Raw genomic sequence first — 26,828 nt, forward strand, 5'->3', positions numbered from 1 at the left:
CCATGCTTATCTAAAAAACGTCCATGCGGAGCGGGCTTACGAATGCGTTTGCCGATAATGCGTCGGGGTCAGGCCGGTCAGTTTTTTGAATTGGCGAGTGAAATAAAAGTAGTCGTGATAACCGACCTTTTCGGCGATGTCCTGAAGCGAGCCGTCCGATTTCTCCAGCAGTTCGCACGCCTGGGCGATGCGCAGTTTGGTCACGTAGGCGGTAAACGTCTCTCCGACTTCCTTTTTGAACAGCTGGCTAATGTAGCTCGGATTCATGAAAAATTGCTCGGACAAGCCCTGGAGGGACAGATCCTCGCGATAACGGCGGTTCACGTGCTGCAGCATGGCGTTAAACGTCTGGTTTCGCGATTCTCCGCCCGGCTCCTCCGCCTGTCCCAGACTTCGGACGGCCAGCGCCCGCAACTCGTCCAGCATGGCGTAAACGTCGGGAAACGCCTGGGCAAGCTGATCGTAGCCGTACAGGATCGTCTCGGATTGGCCGAGCTTGAACAGCAGCGCGACGGCCATGTTGTACACCTGGAATGCGTGGCGGACGGACAGCGTCGACGCCCGGAACAGCGCTTCGATCCGGTCCAGGCAGCGCAGCGCTTCCGCTTCGTCCCTCTCGCGCACCGCTTCGCCCATCTCGGCCAGCATCGGGTTCAGCTCCGCTTCCCCCGGCGGGCGCGCTTCGAACACCCCGGGGCCGCCGGCGATGAAATATTGGTAAGCCAGCGCATCGGCTTCTTCGATGCGGTCCTGGATCAGCGCGAAATCTGAATCGCCGCGGCTGACACCCACGCCCTTGATGCCCGGGGGCAGGCCGTCCCGCCACGCGGCCAGCGCATCGGCGGCGCGTCCGCCCCCGATCAGGTAAGCCGTCTTGCCGGCGCCCGTCTTGAAGCTCAGGCAGGGAACGCCCGGCGTCGGCAGCGTGCCGGCGCCGATCGACACGGCGACGAAGAAGCCGTCATTCTCCCGCTCCGCGATACCGCGCTTGCGCAGCTCCTCGCGCAGCCGCAGGCCTTGATCCCCCTCGACTTCCCCGATCAGCGAGAACAAGGCGCGATCCCCCGGCGGGTTTTGATCCTTTAACGTTCGGCTCAGCCGCGCCAGCACGCCCGTGATTTCGATTTCGTCGAACGGCTTGAGGCAATAAGCAAACGCCCCCTGGTTCAAAGCCTTCTGCGCGTACGCGAATTCCGCGTATCCGCTTACAATGACGAACTGAACCGGCAGGGACGCGGTCTTGCCCCGCTGGATCAGCTCCAGCCCGTTCATCTCCGGCATGCGGATGTCGGTGAAGACGACGTCCGGCGACAGCCTCCGGATCGCTTCGAGCGCTTCCGCGCCGTTTCGGGCTTGGCCAACCACCTCGTAGCCATGGCGCTCCCACTCGACGAGATCCTTGAGGCTCTCCACCACCCAGCTTTCGTCATCCACCAGCAGCACTTTATGCATTACGAATCTCCCCTTTCCGAGATCGTCAGCACGACGCGGGTGCTTCGTCCCGGGACGCTCTCGATCGTCAGGCCGCTGCCGCTTCCGAACGTCATGCGGATGCGGTTGTTGACGTTGACGAGGCCGATGCTTTTCTTTTCCGGCGCGTCCAGCAGATCCGACGCCGATTCATCGAGCTGCCGCCGAAGCTCCTCGAGCCGGTCGGGCGGCATGCCGACGCCGTCGTCTTCCACCCACACGGCGAGGATCCCCTCTTCCGTCACGTCCGCGCCGACCGTCAGCTTCCCCGGTCGCATCGTCGGCTCGAATCCGTGATAGACGGCGTTTTCGACGAGCGGCTGCAAGATCATCCGCGGAACGGGGAAGGCCGCTGCCGCGTCCGACACCCGGTAATGCGTCTCGAAGCGGTTCTCGAAGCGGATGCGCTGAATGGAGACGTACGATTCCACGATCCGGATCTCCTCGCGGAGGGGGACCTTGTCCGCCCCTTTGATGCTGTACCGGAAAATCGTCGACAGCGCCCGGGTCATCGTCTTGATTTTCGTTTGCCCTTCCACGACGGCCATGCCCGTAATCGATTCGAGCGTATTGTACAGAAAATGCGGATTGATCTGGCTGCGCAGGAAGGCGAGTTCGGATCTGCGCTTCGCCAGCTCGGTTCCGTACAGCTTGGCGTTCGTGTCCAGCAGGCGCTCCGTCAGCTGTTCGGTTTCGTCCAGCATGGAGTTGAACTCGGCGGCCATGATGTTGATCTCGAGGTACCCGCCCAGGGACAGCCGTTTCCGGATGCGGGGCAATTCTCCTCGCTTGACGTTGGTCATGAAGAACACCATTTTGTTTAACGGCCGCAAAATATTGTTGATGATAAACGTGAACGGGATCGCCAGCAGCAAGAGCCCGATGCCGAGCAGGATCAGCTCTTCCCGGCGGGTGTCGGCCAGATCGCGCAGCAGCTCGTGTTTGGGCGCCATGCTGAGAATCGTTCCGTCGATGTCCGGCAGCCGGTCTTGTTCCATCACGTACGTTTCGCCGTTCCAATCGACCATCGCGTTCCCGCCGCTCTCGCCGAAACTCGCGAAATCCGGCAGCGTGCTGCCCGGATCCAACCCGGTATTGCTCGTAATAATGCTGCCTTCGCGGTCGAGCAAAAAGATTTCCGTGTTCGTCCGTTCCAGGTTGTAGTTTTCTTCTCCTGCAAGCGCTTTAGGATTCAGGATAAAAAAAAGCGTTCCGATGTTCCGGTTAAACAGATCGCCTTGTTTCACGTAATAGATCGAGGTCGCGAAGATCATCTGCGGCCGGCCGCTGTACAAGCCGCCGAACGGCCGCATGCCGACGTAATAAGCGCTCGCTTTGGCGGGCAACGCGTCCTTCAGCGGCTCTACGTAGAAGTTGCCTCCGTTGATATCCAGCCAAGCGCCCTGGTTGCCGGAAATGACGATGTCCAGAATGCCTTCCTTCAGCTCTTTGTCGCGGGAGAGCATGCGGCTGAGCCGCCTGATCATGTCGATGTTCGCGTTTCCCCTGCCGTCGGTCAGGTAGCTTTGCACGTCCTCGTTGTAGGCGATATCCTGCATCAGCCGATTGATGAAATCGTGATTGGACGTCACGTTCTTATGGATTTCGGATACGGTCTGCTTCACGTATTGCTCGTGGTTGCGCGTGATCATCCCCGTCATGACCGAATAGCTGTACAAAATGATCGACAGGACGACGATGACGGTAAACGCGGCCAGCAGGAGCAGCTGCGAGCGGATGGACCATTTGCGGAGGAAAGCCAAGACAGCTCACTCCCATTCCGATAGATTGACGGACCAGGCCTCTATTATTGCGTTCGCGGCGCGGCACCGTCAAGCGGTAGAAATCGGCCGCCAGGACGTTCGAGGGCCGGCAGAGGTAGGCGCGGGACGGCGAAGCGGTAAAATTCGAACCTCCCCGAACGTAAAAATGCCCCTTCGGGCAGACCGTCAGGGAGAGGCTCTCTCCGGTCCGCCCGAGGGGGCGTCGCTTAGCCGCGCTTCGTCAGATCATCTTGACGAGGCTGTAGTTCTTTTTGCCTTTGCGGATGATGACGAACCGTCCGCCGATCGCATGGTCTGCCGACACTTCCAGCGTCGGATCGGTGACGCGGTCGCCGTTCAGCGAGATCGCGCCGCCGGCGATATCCTCGCGCGCCTGCCGCTTGGACGGCTCGATGCCGAGCTCGACCAGCCAGTCGACAATGTTCCGGGGCTCGGGCGCCGCTTCGAACGTCGGCATCTCCTTGAAGCCCTGCTCGATCTCGTCCGCCGTCAGCGACTTGATGTCGCCGCTGAACAGCGCGGCGGTGATGCGCTTGGCCTGCTCCAGCAGCGCTTCGCCATGCACGAACCGCGTCATTTCCTCGGCGAGCGCCTTTTGCGCTTCGCGCTTGTGCGGCTCCATCTGCACCTTTTCGGCCAGCGCCTCGATCTCTTCCTGGGACAGGAACGTGAAGTACTTCAAATATTTGACGACGTCCCGGTCGTCCGTATTGGCCCAGAACTGGTAGAACTCGTACGGCGTCGTCAGGTTCGGATCGAGCCAGATGGCGCCGCCGGCCGTTTTGCCGAACTTCGTGCCGTCGGCTTTGAGCATGAGCGGAATCGTCAGGCCGAACGCTTTGGCTTCCGAGCCTTCCTTTTTGCGGATCAGATCCAGCCCGCTCGTGATGTTGCCCCATTGGTCGGAGCCGCCGATCTGGAGCTGGACGTCCTCATGCTGGTACAGATGCAGGTAGTCGAGCGACTGCAAAATCTGGTACGAGAACTCGGTAAAGGAGATGCCCGTTTCGAGCCGGCTCGCCACGACGTCCTTGGCCAGCATCGCGTTGATGCTGAAGTTTTTGCCGTAGTCGCGCAAAAACTCGATGACGTTGATCTTGTGCGTCCAGTCGTAGTTGTTGACCATTCGGATCTGGTTGTCGCCTTCGATGACGAACAGCTTCTTCATCTGCGCGGTCAGCGCGTCGACGTTCTCCTGCACCTGCTCGAGCGTCTGCAGCGAGCGCTCCGCCTGACGGCCGCTCGGATCGCCGATCGTGCCGGTCGCCCCGCCGATCAGGATGACGGGCCGGTGCCCCGCCAGCTGAAACCGTTTGAGTACCATAAACGGAATCAAGTGCCCGATGTGCATGCTGCTGCCCGTCGGATCGACGCCGCAGTAGAGCGAGATCGCCTTTTGATTCGTCAGCTCCCGCAATCCTTCCGCGTCCGTCTGCTGATTGACCGCTTCGCGCCATTCCAATTCGTCGATAATGTTCATTTCCGAATCCACCCCTTCAATGGCATGTGAGATCGTGCGATTCCGCGCGGATTGCCCGCCGCGGCAACAAAAAATCGCCCCTCGTCTACGAAGTAGACATAGGGACGATCGATCTAGACCGTGGTACCACCCAGATTGCAGCCTGTGACAACGCCAGATAGGCGCGCGCGGACTGCCGCTCTCGGCGAGATATCGTTCGCCAGGACGCCCGGCATTACCCGGGATGCTCCGGAGTGTACTTCGCGGGCTTAGCGTGTACCGGGTCTCATCGACCCCCGGCTTTCTGCGACAGAGACTAAGCGGGCTACTGGTTCCTTCAACGCATGCTGCATATTGAATTACAGACAGTATAGTGAATTCGCAAATCCGTGTCAATTCCCGTCTGTCGGCATGTCCCGTCTGTCGGCATTCCTGTCTGTCGGCAGCCGCGACCTGCGCCGGCATGAAACCATTTCGCCGCCTCGACCGTCCATTAGGTGCAAAGATTGGGAGGTGAAGCCATGAATCGCCCTACTTGGACAACCGTCCTTAGCATTGCCGCGGCGGCCGCGCTGCTCGCGGGCTGCGGCGACAAGCCGCTCGCGCAGGGCGCCGGACCGCTGCCATCGGCTTCGCAGTCCGTTTCTCCGCCCGCGCCGGGCGCGTCTGCGTCGCAGAAGGCCGCTCCGTCCTCCGCGGATTCGGATTTGCCGCTCGGAGACGAATATGGCGAAGTCGCGCTGGACTGGCGGCCGGTGACGGACGTCCCGGCCGTCTCGCCGCTGGCCGACTGGCCGTCCGGCGTGGAGCGCGCGCTGCACGAATACAAGCTGAAGTCGCATCCGGGCATGAAAGTCGTCGTCTACGCCGCCAAAGCGGACGCCGACCAGCTCTATGCGGCCTTGGTCGCGAAAGACAAGGCATACGATTTGGGCGCGATCGCCGGCGCGGCGTACAAGAAACCTGAAGATGTCGCCGCGGAGGATAACGTCGAAGCGTTCGGCCAAAAGCTGCTCAAGGTAACCGGCACCGTCGGCGCTTCGGCAACGGTCACCCGCTATCTGTCGCTGGCGGGCGATGCGCCGCGGGCCGTGCTGAACGTGGATAGCGGCCACGCAAGCGAAACGGACCTGGACTTCGACGGCGCCCGCGAAATCGTAGCCACGGCCGGGACGGAGCCGCACACCTACGTCTATCGCTGGAACGAGGATCATGCGGAATGGTGCGATCTCGGCGCCGCGCTCGGTGCCGCCGCGACGAGCATCAGCCCCGAATCCGCCGTCGTCGCCGAATTCAAGGCGAATCTCGTCAGACTGTATTGGCTGGACGAGGGCAAGCTTCGGACCTTCGGCCAGTATACGTCGGAAGAGTATTGGTCCAACCGGTTCGTGACGATCCCGTACGAGGCGGGCGAGCTGCAGGCCATTAAGGACGCGGCGGCCGACATCGGCCTGAAGGTCCCGTACGCGCCCGCGCGAGGCATCGCCACCGATTACGGCATTCAGGCGACCGTCGACCGCGAGCAAAAAACCGTCCAGATCACCTACCCGCACTTTGAGGTGAGGATGGCCAAGCACGATCTGCGGCCGGGTTCGGGCGCGAAAACGCGGAAGACGGTCCAGCTCCCCGGCGGCGAGGCGGCGTGGATCGAAGCGTCCCCCGGCTCCGGCGCCTGGTACTTGAAGCGCGGGAGCACGTATCTGTCGATATATACCGCGAAGCCGTACAGCCCGGATCAGCTCCTGTTCGTCGCGGCGTCGCTCGTGCCGGCATCGGATCTGAAGCCGACGCAGCGAGATTGGTAGACGAGACGGGCCTTCGAGCCGGATTATTCGGGTTCGACGGTTCGTTCGCCCTCGGAGCCGCATAGAACCGACCGCAGACCGATGTCCGACGCTTCCACCGATGCGATAATGAATCCGTGGAAAGGAAATTCGATGCGGGAGGGATTCGCGGTGTCGGATCGTAGAGGGGGCGCGGCCCACGCGAGCAAAGGACAATACGGACTAGATGCGCCGGTGGTCATTCGGAACTTGATCGGAATCGGCCTCCTCCTTGCCGGCGGATCGATCGCCGCCTTCCTGTTCCGGGGCTGGGTCTGGCTGATCGTGGGGGCATGGCTCGGACTGGTCAGCGTTTTCTGCCTAGCCGAGGCGGTCTATATGATCTGGAGCAGCAAGCGCGGCAAAGCGATCGTCGTGCGGAAGATGCTCGACATGCTGCAGCTGCGGGGAGACGAACACGTGCTCGACGTCGGCTGCGGGAGAGGCTTTGTTTTGATCGCGGCGGCTCGCCGCTTGACCGGGGGCCGCGCGACCGGCATCGACATCTGGAATTCGCGGGATCAGTCCGGGAACCATCCGGACATTCCTCTTCGCAACGCCGAGCGGGAAAACGTCTTTGATCGCATTACGATTGTCCATGCCGACGCGCGGCAAATGCCGTTCGAAGCCCATACCTTTGACGTCGTCGTCTCCAGCCTGGCTCTTCACAACATCCCGCATGAGGCGGAAAGAAAAAGAGCGATCGAGGAGATCGCTCGCGTGTTGAAGCCGGGCGGCAAAGTCGCGCTGCTCGATTTCCGGTATGCCGATGCCTATGCGCGCGCGCTGACCGAAGCCGGGTTCAAGGAAGTCGCCGTGTCCCGCCGTCACCTTCAGATGTTTCCGCCCGTGCGCATCGTGACCGGCCTCCGCTCATGACGCCTCGAATACGTCCCGGCAAACCTGCCGAATTTTCGGGTTACACGGTCCGTTCGCGCGATTTGGGCGGGCTGCTGTAACCCGATTTTTTCGGGTTACATGGCTCGCTCGCGCCTGATTCCCACCAGGCTCCCATCGTCGCAGCACCTCTTCTTCGTTCGGTTCGATCGTACAAGCCTATTCTAGCCGAAGCTGCGGAACCGCGTTTCTTGCGGATTGCTCGCTTCCGTCGATGTCCCGCACCCAAACGCGTCCCGATAGGCCTTTTCAGGAAATCGTGTTACTATTTAGGGAAAGCGACATGTCCCATGGAGGTGCACCTGCATTGACGACTACATCCGCATTTGCTTTTCTCGGCTCCTACGCGGACGCGGACGGGCCGGGCGTGAACGTCTGCGCGTACGACGAGCGAACGGGCGCTTTGGAGCTGCAAAGCCAGACGTCCGGCCTCGCGAATCCGACGTTCCTCGTCCCGGACGAGACGAGACGGGTTCTCTACGCGCTCACCGAAGGCAAGGATGCCGAAGGACGGCGCTGCGGCGCGGCCGCGGCGTACCGATTCGATGCCGCGACCGCGCGGCTGCAGCCTTTGAACGAGACGATCACGGCGCCGGCGACGTCCTGCCACATTGCGCTCGACCGATCGCGCCGAATCGCGATCACGTCCAGCTATCACGGCGGGCTGTTCGCCGTTTCGCCCCTGCTGGACGACGGACGGATCGGACCGACCGCCGAGATCCGCCGGCACGAAGGCGCCAGCGTACTGCCGGCGCAGAGCCAGGCGCGCGTCCACTCGGTCGTCGTCGACCGGGACAACCGCTTCGCCGTCGTTTCCGATCTCGGCCTGGACAAGTTGTTCGTCTACAGGATCGACGCGGAGAACCGGACGCTGACGCCGCAGAGCGAAACCGCGATCGCGCCGGGCTCGGGCCCGCGCCATTTCGTTTTCCATCCGACGCTGTCGTTCGGGTACGGCATCAACGAGTTGAACAGCACGATCACCGTCTACGCCTACGATGCGGCAGGCGGGCGGCTCGACGTCGTCCAGACCGTCTCGACGCTCCCGGACGGCTATGAAGGAGACAATGCCTGCGCGGATATTCATCTGTCCCCGGACGGCAAGTTCCTGTACGGCTCCAACCGCGGCCACGACAGCCTGGCGGTGTACGCCGTCGCCCCGGCGGATGGCCGGCTCACGCCGGTGGAGCATGCGCCGACGCTCGGCGGCCATCCCCGCAACTTCGCGGTATCGCCTGACGGGCGCTTCGTCCTGGTGGCCAATCGCGACGGCAACAACGTCGTCACTTTTCGGCGCGACGCCGAGACCGGCAAGCTGCAGCCGACCGGCAGCGAGCTGAAGGTATCCAAGCCGGTCTGCATCCAATTTGCATCCTTTGCTGAGTAAGCAAGCAACGCGAGCCGCTGGCAGTTCGTCCCATCTAGCGCCGCCAAAAGTGCTATAATGAGAAGGTCAAAAGGTCTTTGAGTCCATGCAAGGGAAGGAGAAACGAACCATGAATGTCGAACAATTGGAGCGTATCCGTACGGGTCAAGGCTTTATCGCCGCCTTGGACCAGAGCGGGGGCAGCACCCCCAAAGCCCTTCAGCAGTATGGCATCCCGGAGTCCAGCTTCGCGAACGAGGAAGAAATGTATGTTCTGGTGCATGAGATGAGGACCCGCATCATCCAAAGCCCAGCCTTCGACGCGCGGTACATCCTGGGCGCCATCCTGTTCGAGAACACGATGGACCGAACGATCGACGGGCAGTGGACCGCCGACTATCTGTGGGAGCGGAAAGGCATCGTCCCGTTCCTCAAAGTCGACAAAGGGCTGGCCGACCCGAAAGACGGCGTGCAGCTGCTGAAGCCGATCCCGGATCTGGACGATCTGCTGACGCGTGCCGTTGCGCGCAACATCTTCGGCACGAAAATGCGGTCGGTCATCAAGGAAGCGAATCCCGACGGCATCCGCCAGGTCGTGAAGCAGCAGTTTGAGATCGGCAGCCGCATCATCGCGAAAGGCCTCGTACCGATCATCGAGCCGGAAGTCGATATTTATAGCGCGGACAAGGTCCAATCGGAGCGGTTGTTGAAGGAAGCGATTGCGGAGCGGCTTTCCGCTTTGGCGCCGGATGAGAAGATCATGCTCAAGCTCTCCATTCCAACGGAAGACGACTTCTACGCCGATCTGATGCAGGATCCCCATGTCGTCCGGGTTGTCGCGCTGTCTGGCGGCTACGCGCAAGCGGAAGCCAACGAGAAGCTTGCCCGCCACCGCGGCTTGATCGCCAGCTTCTCGCGCGCGTTGTCCGAAGGCCTGTCCGCAGAGCAATCCGACGAGGCGTTCAACGAGATGCTGTCCCGTTCGGTCAAGGCCATCTACGAAGCATCCGTGAACCCCTAACGGCAAAAGCGAGAGTCCAAGTCAAAATAAACCGCACCCTTAGAACAAACATCGGACTAACCTCTGGTTATTCCGATGATTTCTAAGAGGTGCTTTTTTTTTGACGAATCGTTCATCCTGGGGAACGAAGTCGATCGAAACGAAACAAGCTGACACCGGTAAGGTTCCGGTGCCAGCTTGTGGCTGCATGCTTTTCAGGTGCGGCGCATATAGGCGCGCACGGTGATCGGGGCGAACACCGCCACGATGACGGCCGCGCCGATCAGGGAGACCGCAAGATCCCATCCGAACGTCCCGGTGTTGGCCAAATCCCGGACGGCGGATACGAGATGCGAAATCGGATTGATGTTGACGAACCATTGGAGCCAGTCGGGCATCGTCTTGACGGGCACGAACGCGTTCGAAAGGAACGTGAGCGGGAACAGCACGATCATCGAGATCCCCTGCACGCTCGAGGCGGTACGGGCGATGACGCCAAAGAAGGCGAAGATCCAGCTGATCGCCCAGGAGCAGACGATGACGAGCAGCGCCGCGATCGCGACATAGCCGATGCCTCCATCCGGCCGGTACCCCATGATGTACCCCATGCTGAACGTTAGTACCGTAGCGATGGCATAGCGGATCGTATCCGCGAGCAGGGCGCCGGCGAGGGGCGCGATGCGCGCGATCGGCAGCGATTTGAACCGGTCGAACACGCCTTTGTCCATGTCTTCTCGAAGCTGAACGCCTGTGACGATGGACGTCGTGATGACCGTCTGCACCAGAATGCCCGGGATGATGACGGGCAAATAGCTGTGCACGTCGCCGGAGATCGCCCCGCCGAAAATATAGGTGAACATAAGGGTAAACAGGATCGGCTGGAGTGTCACGTCGAAAAGCTGCTCCGGCGTGCGCCGGATTTTCAGCAAGCCGCGATAGGCCATCGTAAACGAATGGCGCGCCGATTGCCAAAAGCTCGTGCGGTTCTTCAAAGGAACGTTTGCGCGGGCGCGAACGGAAGTGCTGTTCATACGGTTACCGCCTCCGTCGAATTCGATTGTTCGGCTGTTACGCCATGGCCCGTGATGGTCAGGAACACTTCGTCAAGGGTCGGCTTCTGCACGCTCATCTCGGACAGCGGGATGTTCGCCGAACGCAAGGCGATAAGCAAATCCGTCACCAGGTCGGCGTTTGCCATCGGCGCCGTGATCCGTCCGGCTTCGGACGATACGCTGGACTGCGCTTGAAGCACCCGCTCGACGATTCGCCGGGCCTGCTCGATATCGTCCGTTTGCTGGACCCGAAGATGCAGCGACGAGGTGCCGACGGACGTCTTCAGCTCGTCAACGGTGCCTTCGGCGACGACGTGTCCGCGATCGATAACCGCGATCCGGTCGGCGAGCTGGTCGGCTTCATCGAGATATTGCGTCGTGAGCAGCACGGTGGAGCCGGTGCTCACGAGCCGGCGGATCGTCTCCCACATCTGGGCGCGCGTGCGCGGGTCAAGCCCGGTCGTCGGCTCGTCCAGGAAGATGAGGGGCGGCTGCGCGATGAGGCTCGCCGCCAGGTCCAGGCGGCGGCGCATCCCGCCGGAGAAGTTTTTGAGCGGACGCTTCGCCGCCTCCGTCAGGCCGAACTCCTCCAGCAGCTCGGCCGCTTTCCGCTTCGCTTCCGCTCGTCCCAGCCCGAGCAGCCGGGAAAAAATGACGAGGTTCTCGGTCGCGCTCAGCGACTCGTCGACCGAGGCGTACTGGCCGGTGACGCCGATCAGCTGGCGCACGATTTGCGACTCCTTCACCACGTCGTGGCCGAAGATGCGGGCCGAACCGGCATCCGGCCGAAGCAGCGTCGCCAGCATGCGGATCGTGGTCGTTTTGCCGGCGCCGTTCGGTCCCAGCACGCCGTAGATCGAGCCGGCGCGCACCTTCAGATCGACGCCGTCGACCGCGCGGTTATCGCCGAACGTTTTGACGAGACCCTTCGCCTCGACCGCCCATTCCCCCTGGTTCGGGCGGGTTCCCTTTCCATATAGATGATCCATTTGCAATTCCTCCCACGCGACTGATTACTTGGATTGTAGTTCAGATTTATGAACTGAATGTGAACCATGAAGCCAAGCGTCGGGATCAGGGAACCTCTGTAGACATCGGTGATGAACCGGAACGATACGATCGAAGATAAAAAAGGTTATTCCTTAACCGGATGTTCGTCCGGTCAAAGAATAACCTTTGGCACTACCGCCTGCCGATCGAACTATTGCGGCGACAATCTCAACAATACCGTTACGGCTTCCGCTCTCGTCGTCTTGTCGTTCGGATGGAATTGATTCGACTCGTTTCCTTGAATAAAGCCCGACTTTCGCAGAGCGGCTACGGCTCCCTTCGCCCACGCCGGAATGCTCTCCTCGTCCGCGAAGCCGGTTGCATCCGACGAATCCGCGGACAACTGCAGCGCGTTCGCGATCATCGCCGTCATCTCGGCGCGCGTGATGGCTTCGTCCGGACGGAAGGATCCGTCATCATAGCCTCTAATATAGCCGGCCTGGACGGCTTGCGCCACAGCGCTCTTGGCCCAAGCGCCTATCTTCGTTGCATCGGAGAATGTCAGCGCTGCATCGGTCCCTTGCGGCTTTAGTAGTTTGACCAGCATCACCGTAAATTCCGCGCGGGTCGCGATGTGGTTCGGCTTAAAGGTTCCGTCCGGATAGCCCGTGACGATTCCCCGGTTCACCGATTGCAGGATCTCAGGCTCCGCCCAGTGTCCCGCAATATCGCTCAGCGTGAATGCCGGGTCGGTCTCCGCCGGCTGATCCGGCGCTTGCCCTACCGCGAATACGGCAAACTTCGTAAAGTGATTGACCGTAACGGTAATATAATGGCCGTTGATCTTGCTGCCCGTCACCTCTACCCAACTCTTCTTCTCTTCGTCGTAGTACAAGACGGCTGGCCGCTGGTAGCGTTTCAAGCTTGCCGGGTCGAACTTGAAGCTCAAAGTTACCGGTTTGGCGAAGAAGTCCGGGCTATTTTTGAGAAGCTCGAAGATCGCGCTCGCCAGAACGTCACCTTTGTGAAGCAAGCTGCCCGTATCCGCGATTTTGTCGATGGTAATCCTTAATTCTTTAACGGTCGCGTTCGCCGGAATGGAGATGATAATCTCCTGCTCCAAGCTTACTTCTCCTTCTTCACCGACGCGCAGATGAAGCCTGCCGTTCGTCGAGACGACTTTCGGGTAGTCGGGGGCGTAGGGACCTCCGGATGTTGGCGGAGCCGCGTTCACGGTGATCGTATAGGTTACCTTCGTCACGCCGTCTTGCGCGGTGACGATCACCATATAGCCCGAGGCCAGATCCATTGCGACCGTCGTGCCATCCGCCGCGAACACTTCAAACGTCGCGCCTGCGGCCGGCGTGATGGCCGCCTTCAACGCAGCCAGCGTGGTACCATAAGGGATGTTCGTGATCGTCTCGTAGACTGTACCCCCTACGCTCACGGTCCCCAACGAGGACGTCAGCGTCGCGGCTCCGCTTGGCGGAGGTGCGTTCACGGTTAACGCGTACGTCACTTTCGTCGTGCCGTCTTGCGCGGTGACGATCACTATATAGCCCGAGGCCAGATCTGCCGCCACCGTGGTGCCGTCCGCCTCGTACACGTCGAACGTCGCGCCCGAAGCCGGGGTGATGGCCGCCTTCAGCGCAGCCAGCGTGGTGCCATAAGGAATGTCCGTGATCGTCTCGTAGACTGTACCCCCTACGCTCACGGTCCCCAACGAGGACGTCAGCGTCGCGGCCGTGTTCGTCGCTACGGTCACCGTAACCCGCCAGGTCTGCGTGCTGTTGTCCGCTGCGGTCACCGTGTAATTGACTGCGCTCGTAAAGTTGTTGGCGGTCGTACCGCTAATCTGAGCCACTCCGCCCACCTTCGCCGAGGCTCCCGCAGACAGGGTAAATGAGGCAACAAGTCCGTTCAGGCTCGTGCCGTTCTGCACCTCGATCGCGACCGTGCGAGCGCCCGAATTAATCGTTGCCGCTCTTGTTTGCTCTGCAAAACGAAATGACGTGATGTCTTTCTCGCTGCTTGCCGCAACGGTCACGGTGACCGTCCAATTTTGTACGCTGTTATCCGCGGCTTTGACTACATAGGTTACCGCGCCCGTGAAATCGTTCGCGGTCCTGCCGCTTTCTTGCACGACGGAACCCACCGTTGCCGAAGCGCCTGGAGAGAGCGCGAAGGTGGCTACCAATCCGTTCAGAACTGTTCCGTTTGCCACTTTGACCGATACGGTGTGTGCGCCCGCATTGATGGTGGCGTTGGCGGTCTGCTCGGCAAGCCTGAACGAAGTGATCGCTTTTGCGCTGTTCGTCGCGATCGTGACGGTATAAGTCACTTTGGTTACCATGTCCTGCGCGGTTACGATCACTTTGGACCCCGTAGCCAATGTGGTGGCTACGGTTGTTCCGTCTGCATCGTAAATGACGTATCCCGCGCCCGGGGCCGGCCTTATCGCGTTATTTAACGCAGTCAGCGTTGTGCCGTACGGAACCACAATCGACTCGTTCGCCGTTCCTCCGGTGCTTACGGTACCGACCGAAGAGGTCATCGTCGCATCCGCGTTCGGATCGACGTATACGCGATAAACGACTCTTGTTACGCCATCCTGCGCGATGACGATGACCTTCCTGCCGGAGGCTAACGAAGTAGATACCGTCGTTTCATTGTTGTTGTAGATTTGAAAAGTCGCGCCCGCCGCCGGCGTAATCGCCGCCTTGAATGCCGCTAACGTCGTCCCGTAGGGCACGCGGGTGATCGTCTCGGATGCCGTCCCGCCCGTACTGACGATCCCGATTGCGGATGTAACCGTAGCATCCGTATTCGGAGCGATCGTAACGGTATAAGTGACTTTATGACTCCCGTCCTCCGAGGTAACGACCACCTTATGGCCAGTCGCCAGCGTTGTCGCGACCGTAGCGCCGTCCGCATCGTAGACTTCGAACGTCGCGCCATCCGCCGGCGTAACGGCCGCCTTCAAAGCGGTTAACGTCGTCGCGTAAGGCACAACGAACGTTTCGTTCTCCGTTCCTCCTGCGCTTACCGTACCGAGGGTCGAAGTCAGGGTAGCGGCTGTGTTCGCCACGAATTTCACGGCATAAACGACTTTTGTCGCGCCATCCTCTGCCGTGACGATCACCTTGCTGCTCCTGGTCAGATTCGTCGCCAAAGTCGCTTCATCCGCGTCATACACGTCAAACGACGCGCCGGCTGCCGGCGTGATCGCTTGGATGAACGATTCCAGCGATGTGCCGTAGGGAATATCCGCAACGGTCTCGTTGGCTGTCCCGCCTGCGCTAACGGTTCCTAACGTGGACGTCAGCGTAGCTTCGCTAGAGGCCTTTAGGACGGTCAAAGTATACGTCGTACGCGCGCTTCCATTAGAGGCGGTTACGATCAATTTGTTGCCTGTCGCCAATGTCGCGGCTGCGGTCGTACCGTCCGATTCGTAAATATCAAAAGTCGCGCCCGCGGTTGGCGTAATCGCGGCTTTTAAAGCCGCTACAGTCGTACCGAGCGGAATATCGGCGATCGTCTCATTTGCAGTGCCTCCGCTGCTGACGGTTCCGATCGTAGAGGTGATCGAGGCATTCGGGCTTGGCAGCACCCAGTGGGCGAACAGCGTCGTCGTAGACGAGATTGGATACGGCTCGCCTGGCCGATATGGCGCGCCGGTTCCGTCCGCTTTCGTATTCCAGCCGTCGTACGCGTATCCCGTTTTTGTTAAATTTGTCCCCGCGCCGATCCTGACCAAGGAACCCGGCATGTAAGACGAACTGGACGGAACCGTCCCGCCGTCGTGCCCATTGCCATCATAATCAAGATAGACCTGGATGGCTCGCAAATAGGGATATCCGCCATTTCGATTGGGGTCGATCGCCCATCGGTTCGCAAAGTCCCAAGGATGGGATGAATCCGCTTCATACGTGCTTTGCTGCTGCAGCTCCGAAGTTGGCTTGCCTGCCCCTCCGATCGAGGAGCTCTGTCCGGTGGTAGCAGCATCATAGAAACTGTTGACGACCGTATTCGAATAACTAAAACCGACTAAGCCGCCTGCGTCGCTTGCGGCGCTTACCTTCCCGGTGGCGTAGCTGTTGCTGATCGGTCCGTTTACGTTCCAACCGACTAAGCCGCCTGCGTACTTGGTTCCGTTCGCTTTCCCTTCGGCATAGCTGTCGCTAATTGGCCCTATTACGTTCCAACCGATCAAGCCCCCGACTTTTTCAGTTCCGCTTGCATGGCCCGTTGCGTAACTGCCGTGCACTTCTCCGTTATCGCTGATTCCCAGAAGCCCGCCCGCGCTATATCCGGTTGCATCTCCCGTAGCATAGCTGTCGCTGACGGTCGCGGCCATGCTATAGCCGATCAAGCCGCCCGCATAGAGGGTATCGGCGCTTCCCGTAACATTGCCGGATGCGTAGCTTTTCGTAATCGTTCCATAATCGGTTTCGCCTACTAAGCCGCCGATATAGGTACTCCCGCTAATGCCCGTAACCGTTCCCGACGCATAGGCGTTGCCGATGCTGCCCCAATAGTCGTAACCGATCAAGCCGCCGACTTCGATCTTGCCGGTCACATTCCCCGAAGCGTAGCTGCCGTTAATGGATCCGCTTTCGTTGTAACCGACCAACCCGCCTACATATTTCATCGCATCGATGCCGGTTACCGTTCCTGCAGCGCTGCTGCCGTCGGCAATGGCTCCACTATAATTCCACCCGACCAAGCCGCCTACATTCTCCGATCCGCTCACGTTCCCGTCAGCACGGCTATTGCGGATGGTTGCTCCATCTTGCGATTGCCAACCTACCAACCCGCCTGTATTCAGAGACCCGCTCACGTTTACGGTGGCGGCGCTATCGAGGATCGTTCCCCCGTTGATCCCGGTCAGCCCCCCTGCACTCTCGGAGCCGTTCACGCTCCCTGTTGCATAGCTGTTGCGCAGGATTCCCCTGTTGCTGCCAACTAAGCCGCCTACTCCTTTCGTTCCAGTCAGGCTTCCCGAAGCGGAGCTGTTTTGGATTGTCCCTCCATCGTTCATGGCGACCAGACTTCCCAACCAATTGCCTCCGTCTATATTCACCTTTTCCATTTTGACATTCGCGATATAGCCGCCGCCTCCAACATAACCAAAAAGCCCGGCGTAATTTCTCGAACTGTCCGCTATCTTTAAACCCGATATTTTGTATCCATTGCCGTCCAAATGGCCTATAAAAGGATGATCCCAAGTCCCGATCGGAACCCATCCGGCGCCGCCTGCGAAGCCGCTCAGGTCAATATTGGCCGCCAGCTTGAAGTAGAGGCTAGCATCCAGGTATTCCCCCCTGATCTTGTTCAGTTGAGATCCTGTATGGATGAGATAGGGGTTGCTGGACGTACCGTTTCCTGCAAATTCATTTGCCGCGAAAGCCTTGCCGTATCCGAGCATCCCCGCGGGAATGGTACCGACGATCACGATAAGGGCTAACAACAAAGGGATGGCTTTTCTTCTTGCGTTGCGCATTTTCTTGCTCCTTTCCAGCTATTGGTTTAGCGGATCGAAATGGTTTAGACGCGCCAAGGACGCCAACCTCCGGAACTTCATGTTCATCCATTTTTAATCTACTCGCGACCAATAAAAGAAATATGAAAGAAAATGGACAAAAAACAACAAAAACCGCGCAGCATGAAGCCTTCGCGGTTCTTGTCGTTTGACTATAATTTTATATTTTGCGTCTGCGCCGTAGACGCGGGGGTCGTACTGATCCCAGCACCATTCCCATACGTTGCCGAGCATGTCGTCCCGAAGACGATCTTCGCCGGCCGGCAAACGCGCCATCGGATACTCGGCCGCGCCCGGACGCGAATCCGTCACCGCTGCCTTTCGTTGCCGTTCCCGATGGCGCTCAGCTTTTCGATCGCCTCCTGCTCGGTCGGCAAGAAAAATAGATCGGAGCCGTGGTTGGATTCGTAGATGAAATCCCGCAGGCTTCGGCTATCATAGCCGCTGAAGTCGCCGACGATTGCCGCCTTCACGCCGTAGTTGATGAACTTTTGCGCGATTTCCCCGGCCAGGCGGGTCTTCAATTCGAAAAACCGCTCGCTCAGCAAAGCTTTCTCGACGACGATCCGGTCGCAGCCCGTTTCGTACCAGACCGTCGCTATCATGTCCAAAGCGGCCTGGACGTCGTCGATTTCCGACGCGCCGCCCTTCGCGATCGCGATCGCGATACCGTCTTGCTCCACCTTCGTCAAATTCATCCCAAGTCCTCCTATTGGCCTGTCATGAGTATGCGCACGTAATCCTCGCAGATCGCACGGTTGTCTTGCCCGTTCGGCGTCTGCAGCTCCGCGACCCGAAAAAAGCTGAGACCGATGACCATCGCCAGCAAGCCGTACGCGGCGCTGTGCGGATCGGGGACGGATTTCTGCCCCGCCCGGCGACCGGAATCGATAATCTTCGATATGCCTTGAAGATCCGCCGCGTAGCTCTGGGAAACGATCTCCCGCAGCTTGGGGTCCAAGACCGCCTTGGAAAAAAACTGGACGAAGAGCCTGCCTTGGTCTTCGTACGGGATCGTCATGCGCCCAACCCCTTCCAGCCCGGAGACGTCGATCCGCCGGTCTTCAACGTCGCGGGCGACCGGCAGAATGTGCTTCAAGGTGATGTCCATCTTCTCCTGGGCGGTCATCTCCGGAAGAATCTCCGCCTGGATCTTCGCGCCGTAATAAGCCAAAAACGCCTTGAACGCATCGGTCGTCAGCCCGTCTTTATTTTGAAAATAATAAACGATGACGCCCTTGGAGCAGCCCGCGTACTCGGCCACCTTATCCAGGGTCATGCCTTCGATGCCGTATTGGCTGATACAGGTCAAGGCAGCGTTGATCACCTCTGCGCGACGCTTCGGCTCCGCTCCTACTTTCGGCATGAATGTAGACTCCTTTTATTTATACTGACCAGTCAGAATAAATAAAAGATACCAAAGGGCGCCATCATTGTCAATGATCTGGCGCCAGGATGATCCGGCATCGGATGGGGAAAGATGGAAAGTGGAGCGCGGCCATTCGTCCGCCAAACCGGCTCCGACGACAGGATGGTCCCAATGAGTCCAGATACGCACGAACACGCCGGCAAACCGCCGGCCGTCACGACCGTTCAAATCCTGTTGTATCTTTCCTGCGCGGTGAACGTGGTGAACGGCAATCGTCCAAACCAGGTCAAGGAGCGTCGATCAACTCGATGCCCGATGAAGCGTGTTCCGCAGAACATCGGCCCACTCCCGTGGCCGATCGAAAAAAGAAAGGTGATGGCCGGGAAACGTCACCATCTCGCAGCCGAGCCTTTCTGCCAAGATCGGAGCGGTGCGACCATAATATTTCCCCTTACCCAGCGTCATTTGGCCGGCAGCCACAAACATTCTCACCCCGTTTTGCTTGATCCTCGCGATATCGGGCATATAATTCACGCTCGGGATCATCTCATGGCGGATTAAGAACCGCTCGTTGTTCGCTTCCGATACGCGTTGTTGAAAGTCCTTCGGAACGGTTTTAAAGGCGCTGAACGGGATGGACAAAGATAAATTGAATCGGAAGCTGGCCGCTTGTACGCCGAATCGAAAGGACGTCCGATACACGTTGGCGAAAAACCGCAGCCATTTTTCCGCATCCGGCAGGACCCGGACGACGGGCGGTTCGTGAATGACCATCGCTTTGACGGATTGCGGATGATTGGCCGCCATTTCCAGTGCGAAAACAGCCCCTCCGCTATTCCCAAAAACGTAGGCCGACGAGTGTCCGGCAGCTTGCAATACCGCGACCGCGTCCCTGGCCTGTTGGCTCACCTCGAAATTTTGCGGCGCGTTACGGGTACTGCGGGAATTGCCCCGGCGGTCGTACGTGATCACCTGGTATTCGTCGGCCAGCATGTCGGCCACATACGTATAAAAGCCCGCATCCCCGTTCCCGCCGGCAATCATTATGAGCGGCTCCCCTTCTCCCCGCACTTCGTAATAGAGATTGTCGCCTTCGGTTGTCACAAGTCCGGATTTGATCATACGGTCTCCCTCCTGCTTCTATCTATTTACGAATCTTTAAAAATGAAGTAGATCCTCGTGCCAATGCGAGCGCTCCCCAAAACAGGGCGAGCGCCAAAACGGGATGAAGCGCCCCTGCGATGCCATGTGCCGTGTAATATTGAACATTGAATAGGACGAACAAACCTAGACTTCCCCAGATGAATTTCCGGGAAAGCTTCCCGACGAAGCCCAGAATAAAAAGAATGATCGAAAGATATTCAAACAGGTGCACGAACGTCCGATGCCAATTCCAGGCTTCCGAATCTTCGAACAACGCGATGCCAGCCAAAAGGACTTGCACGACGATACAAATCAACAGCACCCACGCGAGAATGGAATACGCCCATCGGCCGTATCTCACCCGGGATGACATCATTTCATTCGTTTCGATGGCCACCATTCAAGCTCCCTTCGTCAGATGTAATTGTCCAATCCCAGTTTTTTGAGTTCTTCGGCAATCTGACCGTAGATTTTGTTCAACGTCTCATAGAGCCGGCTTTTTTCCTCTTCGCTTAACGGACTGAAAAATTCGCTGTCTCTCTCGATTCTCGTCTGATGCATTCTTTCGTGTTCCAGGTAGATTTCTCGACCCGTGTCCGTAAGCTTGAAGTAGACTTCCTTCCGATTGTCCGGCTTTTGGTATCGTTCGATGGCTCCCGTCTCGACCAATCGCTTGGTTACTTTGCTGATCGCGCCTTTGGTCACTTGAAAGGCATTGGCCAATTTGGACACATTGGCATCCTGCATCTTCTCGATGAAGTCGATGCAATGTACTTCCATAAACGTGTTCTCTCGCATGAACTTGAATTTCTTCTCTTCCATCGTCTTGATCAAGTGATGCCGCTCCGATACTCGATTGAAAATACGGCTTAATTCCTCGTCCCGAACCATGCGACACCTCCTCCAATATTGTTTACTTAGGAAACAATATAAGGGTAACTGATTTTTGTTTCCTTTGTCAACAAAATTGCATGCAATACGGTTCATCTCATGCAAAAACACGCCGGAACCGGCGTGTCTGCATGAACGATGGGGAGAGCCGAATCAACGTGAGCTGAATCAATCAAGCCCTATAAACCGATCGACTTCCGCCAACAGGTTCGGCGAAATGGGTGCTTGCTGCACGACCTCGGCCGCGTGCTTCGGCATCGGGCGCGCTTCGATGAATTCGTTGAAGCCGCCGAGCTCGCGCAAACGGCCGGCATATTCCTGTTTGCCCGACTTCCGGTACAGGACTTCGTTCAGGGAGAACGCCGCGGTCCGAAGCTCGAGGGAATCGGGCATCAGCCGCCACATCGCAAAGCGAATGGCAGCCTGCTCCCGCTTGTCGGCGTATTGTTCCGCCATTCGTTGCAGTTCGTCCCTCGCTTCGCCGGGGCCGATCCGTCCCAAACGCGTCTTGAGCTGCAGCAGTTGCGCAGTAAGCTTGACCTGCAAATCCCGCCGCTTCAGCCGAACGGCCATCTTCAGCGCCTCATCGGCGACCTCCGCGGCGCTTTCGAATTGATGTTGCCGCTCCCTCAGCAAGCCCGTGAAATAGAGCGCCTCGCATTCGAAGAAGGGGATGCGAAGCTGCTTCGTTAACCGCGCCGAACGTTCGATCCAACGACCGGCCTCCTCGTAACGATGCTGTTCCATCAGATTGCAGCCTTCGATGCCGAGCACGACGGATGCAATATGCCAATCCTGAATCCGGATCGCTTCTTCCAGGCAGAAGGCGATGCATTGCTCCGCCTGCAGGCGGGAGCCTAGCAAATGATAATACTTGCCCAGCATGCCGATCCCCATGGCAAAACCCATTCGCGCCCCGGTCGACTTGCCGGTCTCCAGCTTCTCGACGATGGCGTTGTACGCGTAGTCCATATCGTCCGTTTCAAAATAAACCAAAGCCAGTCCGCCCATCGCTTCGCCGACGAAAAACGCGTCCCGGATTTCCGTGGCAAGGGCGACTTGTCTCCCGAACCAATCTATCGCAAGATCGTATTCGCATTGATCGTAATGCAGAAAGCCGATCATGCCGAGGAACCGGGCATCGTCTTGCGTCTGCTTTCCGGTACGTGACAGTTCCATTCTTTCCATGAGGTAGCGAAGCGACTTGTCATAGCTAGCCATAAAGTAATGCAAAATACCGAGCATTCCATAAGCGAAGCTGAGTCCGTCATGGTTCTCCGTCAGCTTGAAGTGGCAGGAAGCTCTTTCCAGATGGAATCCGGCCTCCTCGTATTTGCCCATCAGGCGCAGGCAGTTGCCGAGCGCGACGTCGCAGTAGGACCGTTCATCGAGCGTGACCAAGCTTCCGTGTCGCGCCAGCCAACGCTTGTAAGTGTTCTCCGCTTCGTTCCAGTCCCCCGTCACGATCAAAGCGTCGCCTAGCTTCATCAGGACGGACAAGGTCCGTTCGGGAGGCAGCAGGTCGAACAGCTTCCGATAATAACGGATTCTCGTCTCATTGGCATAGATCTTCTCTGCCGCCGCCGCGGCCATTTCATAGTAGGCGATGGCTTCCCGTTCCATTCCCGCGAGTTCGTAGTGAAAGGCGATTTCACCGGCAAAGGCCTCGATCTGCCCGCGGTGATAGGCGAGCAGACCTTCCGCGATTTTCCGATGGCACCTTTGCCGCCTGCCCTCATTGTTGAGCTTGTACGCGGTTTCCTTCAGGATGTCATGGGTAAAGCGGTAATTCCCGCCCACCGCCTCCTGCAAAACCTTCAATTGCACCAACTGCTCCGCGCGCGAGAGAATCTCTTCCTCCCCGGTGTCCGTTACCATCGTCAATTGAGCCGCGGAGACGGGCCTTCCGACGGCGGCGATGATCGCCGCAAGCCGGCGATTGGCCGGCGACAGCCTGTTCAACCGGTTCTCGATCACGGTTTTCGCCACTTGCGACAGACGGAATTCGCCGCCGCCCGCGCCCGTTTGCCATTCCCGCAGCGTTTCTACAATAAACAGCGGATTGCCGCCGGTTTCCGCATATAAATCCAAGGAATGACGGTCCGCCAACGCAACGCCGACCGTTGCGGCCGCCAAGCGCGCCGTTTCGTCCCGGCTCAGCGGAGCCAGCTCGATTTCGGTCAGCTTGCGCTCGGACCGAAGCTCGCCCAGCGCATGCGCGACGGCATTGCCCGCATCCTCATCCGTTCTCATCGTCGCCACGATGAGCAGCTTGGCCTTGGAATCGGCGCGGAGCAGATAGGAAAGCAGCAGAAGCGTCTCTTCGTCGCTCCACTGGATATCGTCCAGAAGAAGCAACAGCGGCCCGTTGGCCAGCAGCATCCGTTCGATCGCTTCATACCACTGGTTCAACTGCCACTTCTCTTGAATCGGATGCGGTTGCGGCAAGTCCGGGTATCGTTCCGATAGTTCAGGAAGGAGACGCGCCAGTTCGGACAGCCACACCGAACCGAGCTTCGGCAGCGGGAGGCTCCGGAGCCAGCCGGTTATCGGCGTATAGGATAGCGACTTGACAGACGGATAGCAGCCGGCAAAGGCCGTTTGAATCCCTAAACTTTCCATGAAGGCCTTGAATTCAAGAGCCAGCCGGGATTTTCCGATTCCCGACTCCCCCTTGAATACAAGCATGGCGTTTCCGCCGGCCACGATTTTCTTCCAGGCGCCCAGCAGGCTTTCCCACTCGCCGATTCTGCCGATCAGCGGCGCTTTGCCGGGCAAAACCTCCGAATCCCCGCTCCCGTTTTTGGTCAGTCGCTCGTACAAATGCAGCGTCTCTTCCGAAGGACCGATGCCGAGTTCGGCTTTCAAGTGATCGCGCAGCTTTCGATAAATTTGCGCGACGCCAGCTCTATCGTTATTCAAAGCGTGCAGCCGCATCGCCGCGCGATACGTTTCCTCCCTTAACGGGTCCTGCACAAGCAGCTTCTGCGCGAAAAACAGCGCCGACGCATATTCCCGCTGACGTTCCAAACCCGAGATGAGCTTGTCTAGCGCGGTCAAATACGTTTGCGCCAACCGCTCCCGCCTGGCCGCGAGCCATTCTTCCCCGGACGCGGGCAGCAGTTCTCCTCTATACAGCTCTACCGCCCTGCGCAGCTCGCGGACTGTCGTCCCTTGAGCTGCCTGTTCGAATTCGCGCACATCCGAATAGATAGGCAGCTCCGGATTCAGTCGGATGGATGCGTGCGTAATCTTCAGATAGCGGTCGATTCGCGGAACGGATTCCCGCAGGTCGTGCAGAAGCTTCCGCAAGTTGGTCAACGCTTGCTTTTCGGCGGAGTCGGGCCAGAAATGAAAGGCGATTTGTTTTCTGCTTGGAGATGCATCCCATTCGAGAATCAAGTAAGTCAGCAGCAGCACGGCTTTTTTTCCGGGAATTTCCGAGAGGTCTTCGCCGTCGAGGGTCATTTTCAAACTGCCTAACAGTTGAAAATCGAAGCCGGCCAAAAGGCCCCCTCCCATCGTCAATGATCTTGTTGTCCATTGTATTCGCTTACCGCGCGAAAATCCCTCTAGACTGGCGAGAATAAAAATAGATCCTTTGACGAGGGTCAAAGGATCGAAGGGGAATCCGATCGTTCCGTCCGCCTCTAGCGCGACGGCTGGATCGTTCAAAATTTGACTTGCGGTCCGGACTTTTCCGCTTCATCGATCTGAAAGAACCGTTCCTGTTTAAAGTTAAACGGGCCGGCAAGCAGGTTGGCCGGAAAGCTCATGATCGCGGTATTGTAGGCTTCCACAGTGTCGTTATAAAACTGCCTCGCGAAGCGGATTTTATCCTCGATCGCGGACAGCTGCTGCTTCAAATAGAGGAAGTTTTCGTTCGCTTTCAGCTCGGGGTAGCTTTCCGCCACCATCAACAATCTGCTCATGAGTCCGGAGATTTCGCCGCTCACCGCCGCTTTGCCCTCTACCGAGCCGGCGGCAGCGTATTGCGTTCTCAGCTCGCTGACGCGGGTGAACGCCTCTTTTTCGTGCGCCGCATATCCCTTCACCGTCTCTACCAAATTGGGGATGAGGTCGAAACGGTTTTTCAAAACGACATCCACCTGCGACCAATTGTTGCGGACCCGGTTTTTCAGCATGACGAGACGGTTATAGGTGAGAATCAACCACAACAAAAGGATAACAACGATTCCAAGGACAATATATCCGACCATTTCAGTTCCCCCTTACCCTAGTAAATGACAGGGAAGGCCAAGCGCCTTAAAATGCGCCCCGGCCCCCGCCTCCGCCGCCTCCGCCGCCGCCCGAGGAGAAGCCGCCGCCCGATCCTCTCGAGGAGGCGTTACTCTGCGCGGCGGAGATGGTCTTGTCGAAGAATTCCGCGAAATGGTCGAAATCCCGATGAAAAGCCGTGTCCGATGCCATCCAGTAGATGGAATCGGTGCTGCTGCTCCCCTGCCGGATGTCGATATGGGCCATCGCGGTCATTTTTTTCGCCACGCCTAGCGGTATCGCATAAACGAAATAGTGTTCCCACAGATGAACGGCCATCGGTTCCCTGGATTCCATTCGGCTGTAATCGGCTAGAAACCGCTGAAACGCCCTCCACTTCGCCCGCTCGGTCGCGCCGGTCTTCGTTCGGCGATTGATTTTAAGCCCATATAAAAAGAGAGGGATCGTTAAGAATGCCAGCCATTTGTAGTCTGAGGGTACAAGGAACAACAGGGCGCAAAATTGGGCGACAAACGAGAGGATGGCGAGCTTCTGGCCCGGATTGGATTTTTCGAAATACCCCGTTTGCTTGGCCTCTCCGATCGCTGCGGCTTTCCAATTGGCCAACTGCCGGGCAAAGATACGGGCGTTCGCCTTTTTCTTGACGTATTGGCGAATGTCCGAGAGAGATACTTCGTTGTTCGGGCCGAGCTGTTTGAAAAACCAGTGAATCAGAAACGTCTCGTGCTGCTTCAATCCGTCCGTTCGTTCGTCGATCAGCTTAAACCGGTAATCCGTCTTTTCTCTCCGCAAGAGACCGCCGGGTTCCTTGACAACCTCGATTTCGAGGCGTTTTTTGCGAACCAGATCGATTAGCGTGGCCAACATATCGCGGGTTTGGATTTTGAAATCCATCAAATAGCTCACGACCGCCGGCGTCACGTCGGCGGGAAGCTCGCGATAATAGGTGCCGTTCCAGTCCGGCTTCCGTTCCTTATCGAATTTGAAGTACAGAAATACGATAAGCCCCAAATTGAAGGCAAGGAGGGCGATGGCAAAGACAAGAGATCGCGGGAACGAACTCCCGTTCGCTGCCCGCTTGCCGTCCGCGTCATCCGCCCACTTCAGCTCCTCCTGCTTGATTCGGTCAAGCATCGGCGTATTTTTGATTTTGGTGCTGCCCGGAACGTAACTACCGGGGAACAGCACGCGCGCTTCCAGCAGCTGTCCGGACTGCAAAGGGCTAACCTGGTACTCCACGGTGCCGTCCTGCGGGATATTCACCATTCCAGAGAGCGGCCCGTGTCCGAACGCCGATATTTCGTCCTTCATCACGCCGCCCGGCAGGTCGATACGAATACGTACCGTACCGAGGTCGCTCGGATTCGTCTTATCGAAAAATTTCCAATAGAGCTCGGCGGTATCCGCGTAAACTTGCACGATATTTTTGAACGTATAAACAAATTTGAAAACTTTCGTTTCATCGCGGGCTTTATCGTACACTTTATACTGCAATCGGTTGCCTTTTCCGGATTTGTCGAACGTGAGCGGCACTTCCTGCTGTTCCTTGATTTCGTAGGCTTGGAAGTCCCCGATGCCATCCGAACCGGAAGAATCCAACTGTACGAGGACGCCGTTAAAGGCTCCGTAGAATCGGTACGTATCCTGTTCGGTCACGCGCATATGGCCTTCCGCATCGACTTGGGCCTGAATGTCGACATCCGTAATTTCAAACGAGCGATCGGCGGCACGAACAGGATGGGCCAACAGAACCAGAAGCAGCAGACTGGCAAGACTCGCTGCGATGTTACGGGAGACAGCCAT

Annotated in this window: 19 protein-coding genes; 4 read left to right on the forward strand and 15 right to left on the reverse strand. The window is 58.3% G+C overall.

The features are described from left to right. Window positions 1-36 precede the first annotated feature (36 nt). From LKX83_RS19285 to tyrS, 3 genes are all read right to left on the reverse strand, one after another. Window positions 37-1,452, reverse strand: a complete 1,416-nt coding sequence (locus tag LKX83_RS19285; RefSeq protein WP_227883946.1) for a response regulator transcription factor — start codon at window positions 1,450-1,452, stop codon at window positions 37-39. Next, window positions 1,452-3,233 carry a sensor histidine kinase gene (locus LKX83_RS19290; protein ID WP_227883948.1) on the reverse strand — a complete coding sequence of 594 codons (1,782 nt, stop codon included), beginning with the start codon at window positions 3,231-3,233 and terminating at the stop codon, window positions 1,452-1,454. The genes LKX83_RS19285 and LKX83_RS19290 overlap by 1 nt, the downstream gene beginning before the upstream one ends. 241 nt (window positions 3,234-3,474) lie before the next feature. Further along, complete coding sequence (tyrS, locus tag LKX83_RS19295; protein ID WP_227883950.1) at window positions 3,475-4,734, reverse strand: tyrosine--tRNA ligase; 1,260 nt, start codon at window positions 4,732-4,734, stop codon at window positions 3,475-3,477. Between the two features lie 500 nt (window positions 4,735-5,234). Here tyrS and LKX83_RS19300 point away from each other — a divergent pair, with 500 nt between their 5' ends. From LKX83_RS19300 to LKX83_RS19315, 4 genes are all read left to right on the forward strand, one after another. Then, window positions 5,235-6,518: a hypothetical protein gene (locus LKX83_RS19300; RefSeq protein WP_227883951.1), complete on the forward strand. Its 1,284-nt coding sequence runs from the start codon at window positions 5,235-5,237 to the stop codon at window positions 6,516-6,518. Window positions 6,519-6,668: 150 nt separating this feature from the next. Continuing rightward, window positions 6,669-7,415, forward strand: a complete 747-nt coding sequence (locus LKX83_RS19305; protein WP_227883952.1) for a class I SAM-dependent methyltransferase — start codon at window positions 6,669-6,671, stop codon at window positions 7,413-7,415. Window positions 7,416-7,740: 325 nt separating this feature from the next. After that, complete coding sequence (locus LKX83_RS19310) at window positions 7,741-8,820, forward strand: lactonase family protein (RefSeq protein WP_227883954.1); 1,080 nt, start codon at window positions 7,741-7,743, stop codon at window positions 8,818-8,820. A gap of 109 nt (window positions 8,821-8,929) precedes the next feature. Next, a complete protein-coding gene (locus tag LKX83_RS19315) occupies window positions 8,930-9,820 on the forward strand; it encodes a fructose bisphosphate aldolase (RefSeq protein WP_227883956.1) in 891 nt (296 codons plus the stop codon). Window positions 9,821-10,014: 194 nt separating this feature from the next. Here LKX83_RS19315 and LKX83_RS19320 read toward each other — a convergent pair whose 3' ends face one another. The 12 genes from LKX83_RS19320 to LKX83_RS19375 all read right to left on the reverse strand — a co-directional run bounded on the left by LKX83_RS19320 (window position 10,015) and on the right by LKX83_RS19375 (window position 26,828). Further along, a complete protein-coding gene (locus tag LKX83_RS19320) occupies window positions 10,015-10,830 on the reverse strand; it encodes an ABC transporter permease (RefSeq protein ID WP_227883957.1) in 816 nt (271 codons plus the stop codon). Then, the gene (locus tag LKX83_RS19325) at window positions 10,827-11,840 is read right to left on the reverse strand and encodes an ATP-binding cassette domain-containing protein (RefSeq protein WP_227883959.1); all 1,014 of its coding nucleotides are present in this window, start codon (window positions 11,838-11,840) and stop codon (window positions 10,827-10,829) included. The genes LKX83_RS19320 and LKX83_RS19325 overlap by 4 nt, the downstream gene beginning before the upstream one ends. 212 nt (window positions 11,841-12,052) lie before the next feature. After that, window positions 12,053-16,900, reverse strand: coding sequence for a GLUG motif-containing protein (locus tag LKX83_RS19330; protein WP_227883961.1), 4,848 nt, complete (start codon window positions 16,898-16,900; stop codon window positions 12,053-12,055). Window positions 16,901-17,437: 537 nt separating this feature from the next. Further along, on the reverse strand, window positions 17,438-17,659 hold the full coding sequence (locus LKX83_RS34440; RefSeq protein ID WP_227883962.1) for an SUMF1/EgtB/PvdO family nonheme iron enzyme: 222 nt from the start codon (window positions 17,657-17,659) through the stop codon (window positions 17,438-17,440). A 32-nt stretch (window positions 17,660-17,691) separates the two neighbouring features. After that, window positions 17,692-18,081, reverse strand: coding sequence for a DUF4180 domain-containing protein (locus LKX83_RS19340; protein WP_227883964.1), 390 nt, complete (start codon window positions 18,079-18,081; stop codon window positions 17,692-17,694). A gap of 11 nt (window positions 18,082-18,092) precedes the next feature. Continuing rightward, window positions 18,093-18,749: a TetR/AcrR family transcriptional regulator gene (locus tag LKX83_RS19345; RefSeq protein ID WP_227883965.1), complete on the reverse strand. Its 657-nt coding sequence runs from the start codon at window positions 18,747-18,749 to the stop codon at window positions 18,093-18,095. 303 nt (window positions 18,750-19,052) lie between these two features. Continuing rightward, window positions 19,053-19,874 carry an alpha/beta fold hydrolase gene (locus tag LKX83_RS19350; protein WP_227883966.1) on the reverse strand — a complete coding sequence of 274 codons (822 nt, stop codon included), beginning with the start codon at window positions 19,872-19,874 and terminating at the stop codon, window positions 19,053-19,055. Between the two features lie 22 nt (window positions 19,875-19,896). Then, window positions 19,897-20,292, reverse strand: coding sequence for a DUF6220 domain-containing protein (locus LKX83_RS19355; RefSeq protein WP_227883967.1), 396 nt, complete (start codon window positions 20,290-20,292; stop codon window positions 19,897-19,899). A gap of 17 nt (window positions 20,293-20,309) precedes the next feature. Continuing rightward, the gene (locus LKX83_RS19360; RefSeq protein ID WP_227883969.1) at window positions 20,310-20,786 is read right to left on the reverse strand and encodes a MarR family transcriptional regulator; all 477 of its coding nucleotides are present in this window, start codon (window positions 20,784-20,786) and stop codon (window positions 20,310-20,312) included. Window positions 20,787-20,954: 168 nt separating this feature from the next. Beyond that, window positions 20,955-24,293 (reverse strand): ATP-binding protein, encoded by a 3,339-nt coding sequence (locus LKX83_RS19365; RefSeq protein WP_227883971.1) that lies wholly within the window; start codon window positions 24,291-24,293, stop codon window positions 20,955-20,957. Window positions 24,294-24,457: 164 nt separating this feature from the next. Further along, window positions 24,458-25,006 carry a LemA family protein gene (locus LKX83_RS19370; RefSeq protein ID WP_227883973.1) on the reverse strand — a complete coding sequence of 183 codons (549 nt, stop codon included), beginning with the start codon at window positions 25,004-25,006 and terminating at the stop codon, window positions 24,458-24,460. Between the two features lie 46 nt (window positions 25,007-25,052). Next, a complete protein-coding gene (locus LKX83_RS19375; RefSeq protein WP_227883994.1) occupies window positions 25,053-26,828 on the reverse strand; it encodes a DUF2207 domain-containing protein in 1,776 nt (591 codons plus the stop codon).

It is taken from the genome of Cohnella baijiui (assembly GCF_020731285.1).
In the GTDB taxonomy this organism is placed as follows: domain Bacteria; phylum Bacillota; class Bacilli; order Paenibacillales; family Paenibacillaceae; genus Cohnella.

What these genes read in the sequence shown, in the direction of transcription:
- LKX83_RS19315 (WP_227883956.1), top strand. Translation starts at nt 8,930, where the DNA reads ATGAATGTCGAACAATTGGAGCGTATCCGTACGGGTCAAGGCTTTATC.
- LKX83_RS19285 (WP_227883946.1), bottom strand. Translation starts at nt 1,452, where the DNA reads ATGCATAAAGTGCTGCTGGTGGATGACGAAAGCTGGGTGGTGGAGAGC.
- LKX83_RS19345 (WP_227883965.1), bottom strand. Translation starts at nt 18,749, where the DNA reads ATGCCGAAAGTAGGAGCGGAGCCGAAGCGTCGCGCAGAGGTGATCAAC.
- LKX83_RS19370 (WP_227883973.1), bottom strand. Translation starts at nt 25,006, where the DNA reads ATGGTCGGATATATTGTCCTTGGAATCGTTGTTATCCTTTTGTTGTGG.
- LKX83_RS19350 (WP_227883966.1), bottom strand. Translation starts at nt 19,874, where the DNA reads ATGATCAAATCCGGACTTGTGACAACCGAAGGCGACAATCTCTATTAC.
- LKX83_RS19300 (WP_227883951.1), top strand. Translation starts at nt 5,235, where the DNA reads ATGAATCGCCCTACTTGGACAACCGTCCTTAGCATTGCCGCGGCGGCC.
- tyrS (WP_227883950.1), bottom strand. Translation starts at nt 4,734, where the DNA reads ATGAACATTATCGACGAATTGGAATGGCGCGAAGCGGTCAATCAGCAG.
- LKX83_RS19325 (WP_227883959.1), bottom strand. Translation starts at nt 11,840, where the DNA reads ATGGATCATCTATATGGAAAGGGAACCCGCCCGAACCAGGGGGAATGG.
- LKX83_RS34440 (WP_227883962.1), bottom strand. Translation starts at nt 17,659, where the DNA reads ATGGCGCGTTTGCCGGCCGGCGAAGATCGTCTTCGGGACGACATGCTC.
- LKX83_RS19320 (WP_227883957.1), bottom strand. Translation starts at nt 10,830, where the DNA reads ATGAACAGCACTTCCGTTCGCGCCCGCGCAAACGTTCCTTTGAAGAAC.
- LKX83_RS19375 (WP_227883994.1), bottom strand. Translation starts at nt 26,828, where the DNA reads ATGGCTGTCTCCCGTAACATCGCAGCGAGTCTTGCCAGTCTGCTGCTT.
- LKX83_RS19340 (WP_227883964.1), bottom strand. Translation starts at nt 18,081, where the DNA reads ATGAATTTGACGAAGGTGGAGCAAGACGGTATCGCGATCGCGATCGCG.
- LKX83_RS19360 (WP_227883969.1), bottom strand. Translation starts at nt 20,786, where the DNA reads ATGGTTCGGGACGAGGAATTAAGCCGTATTTTCAATCGAGTATCGGAG.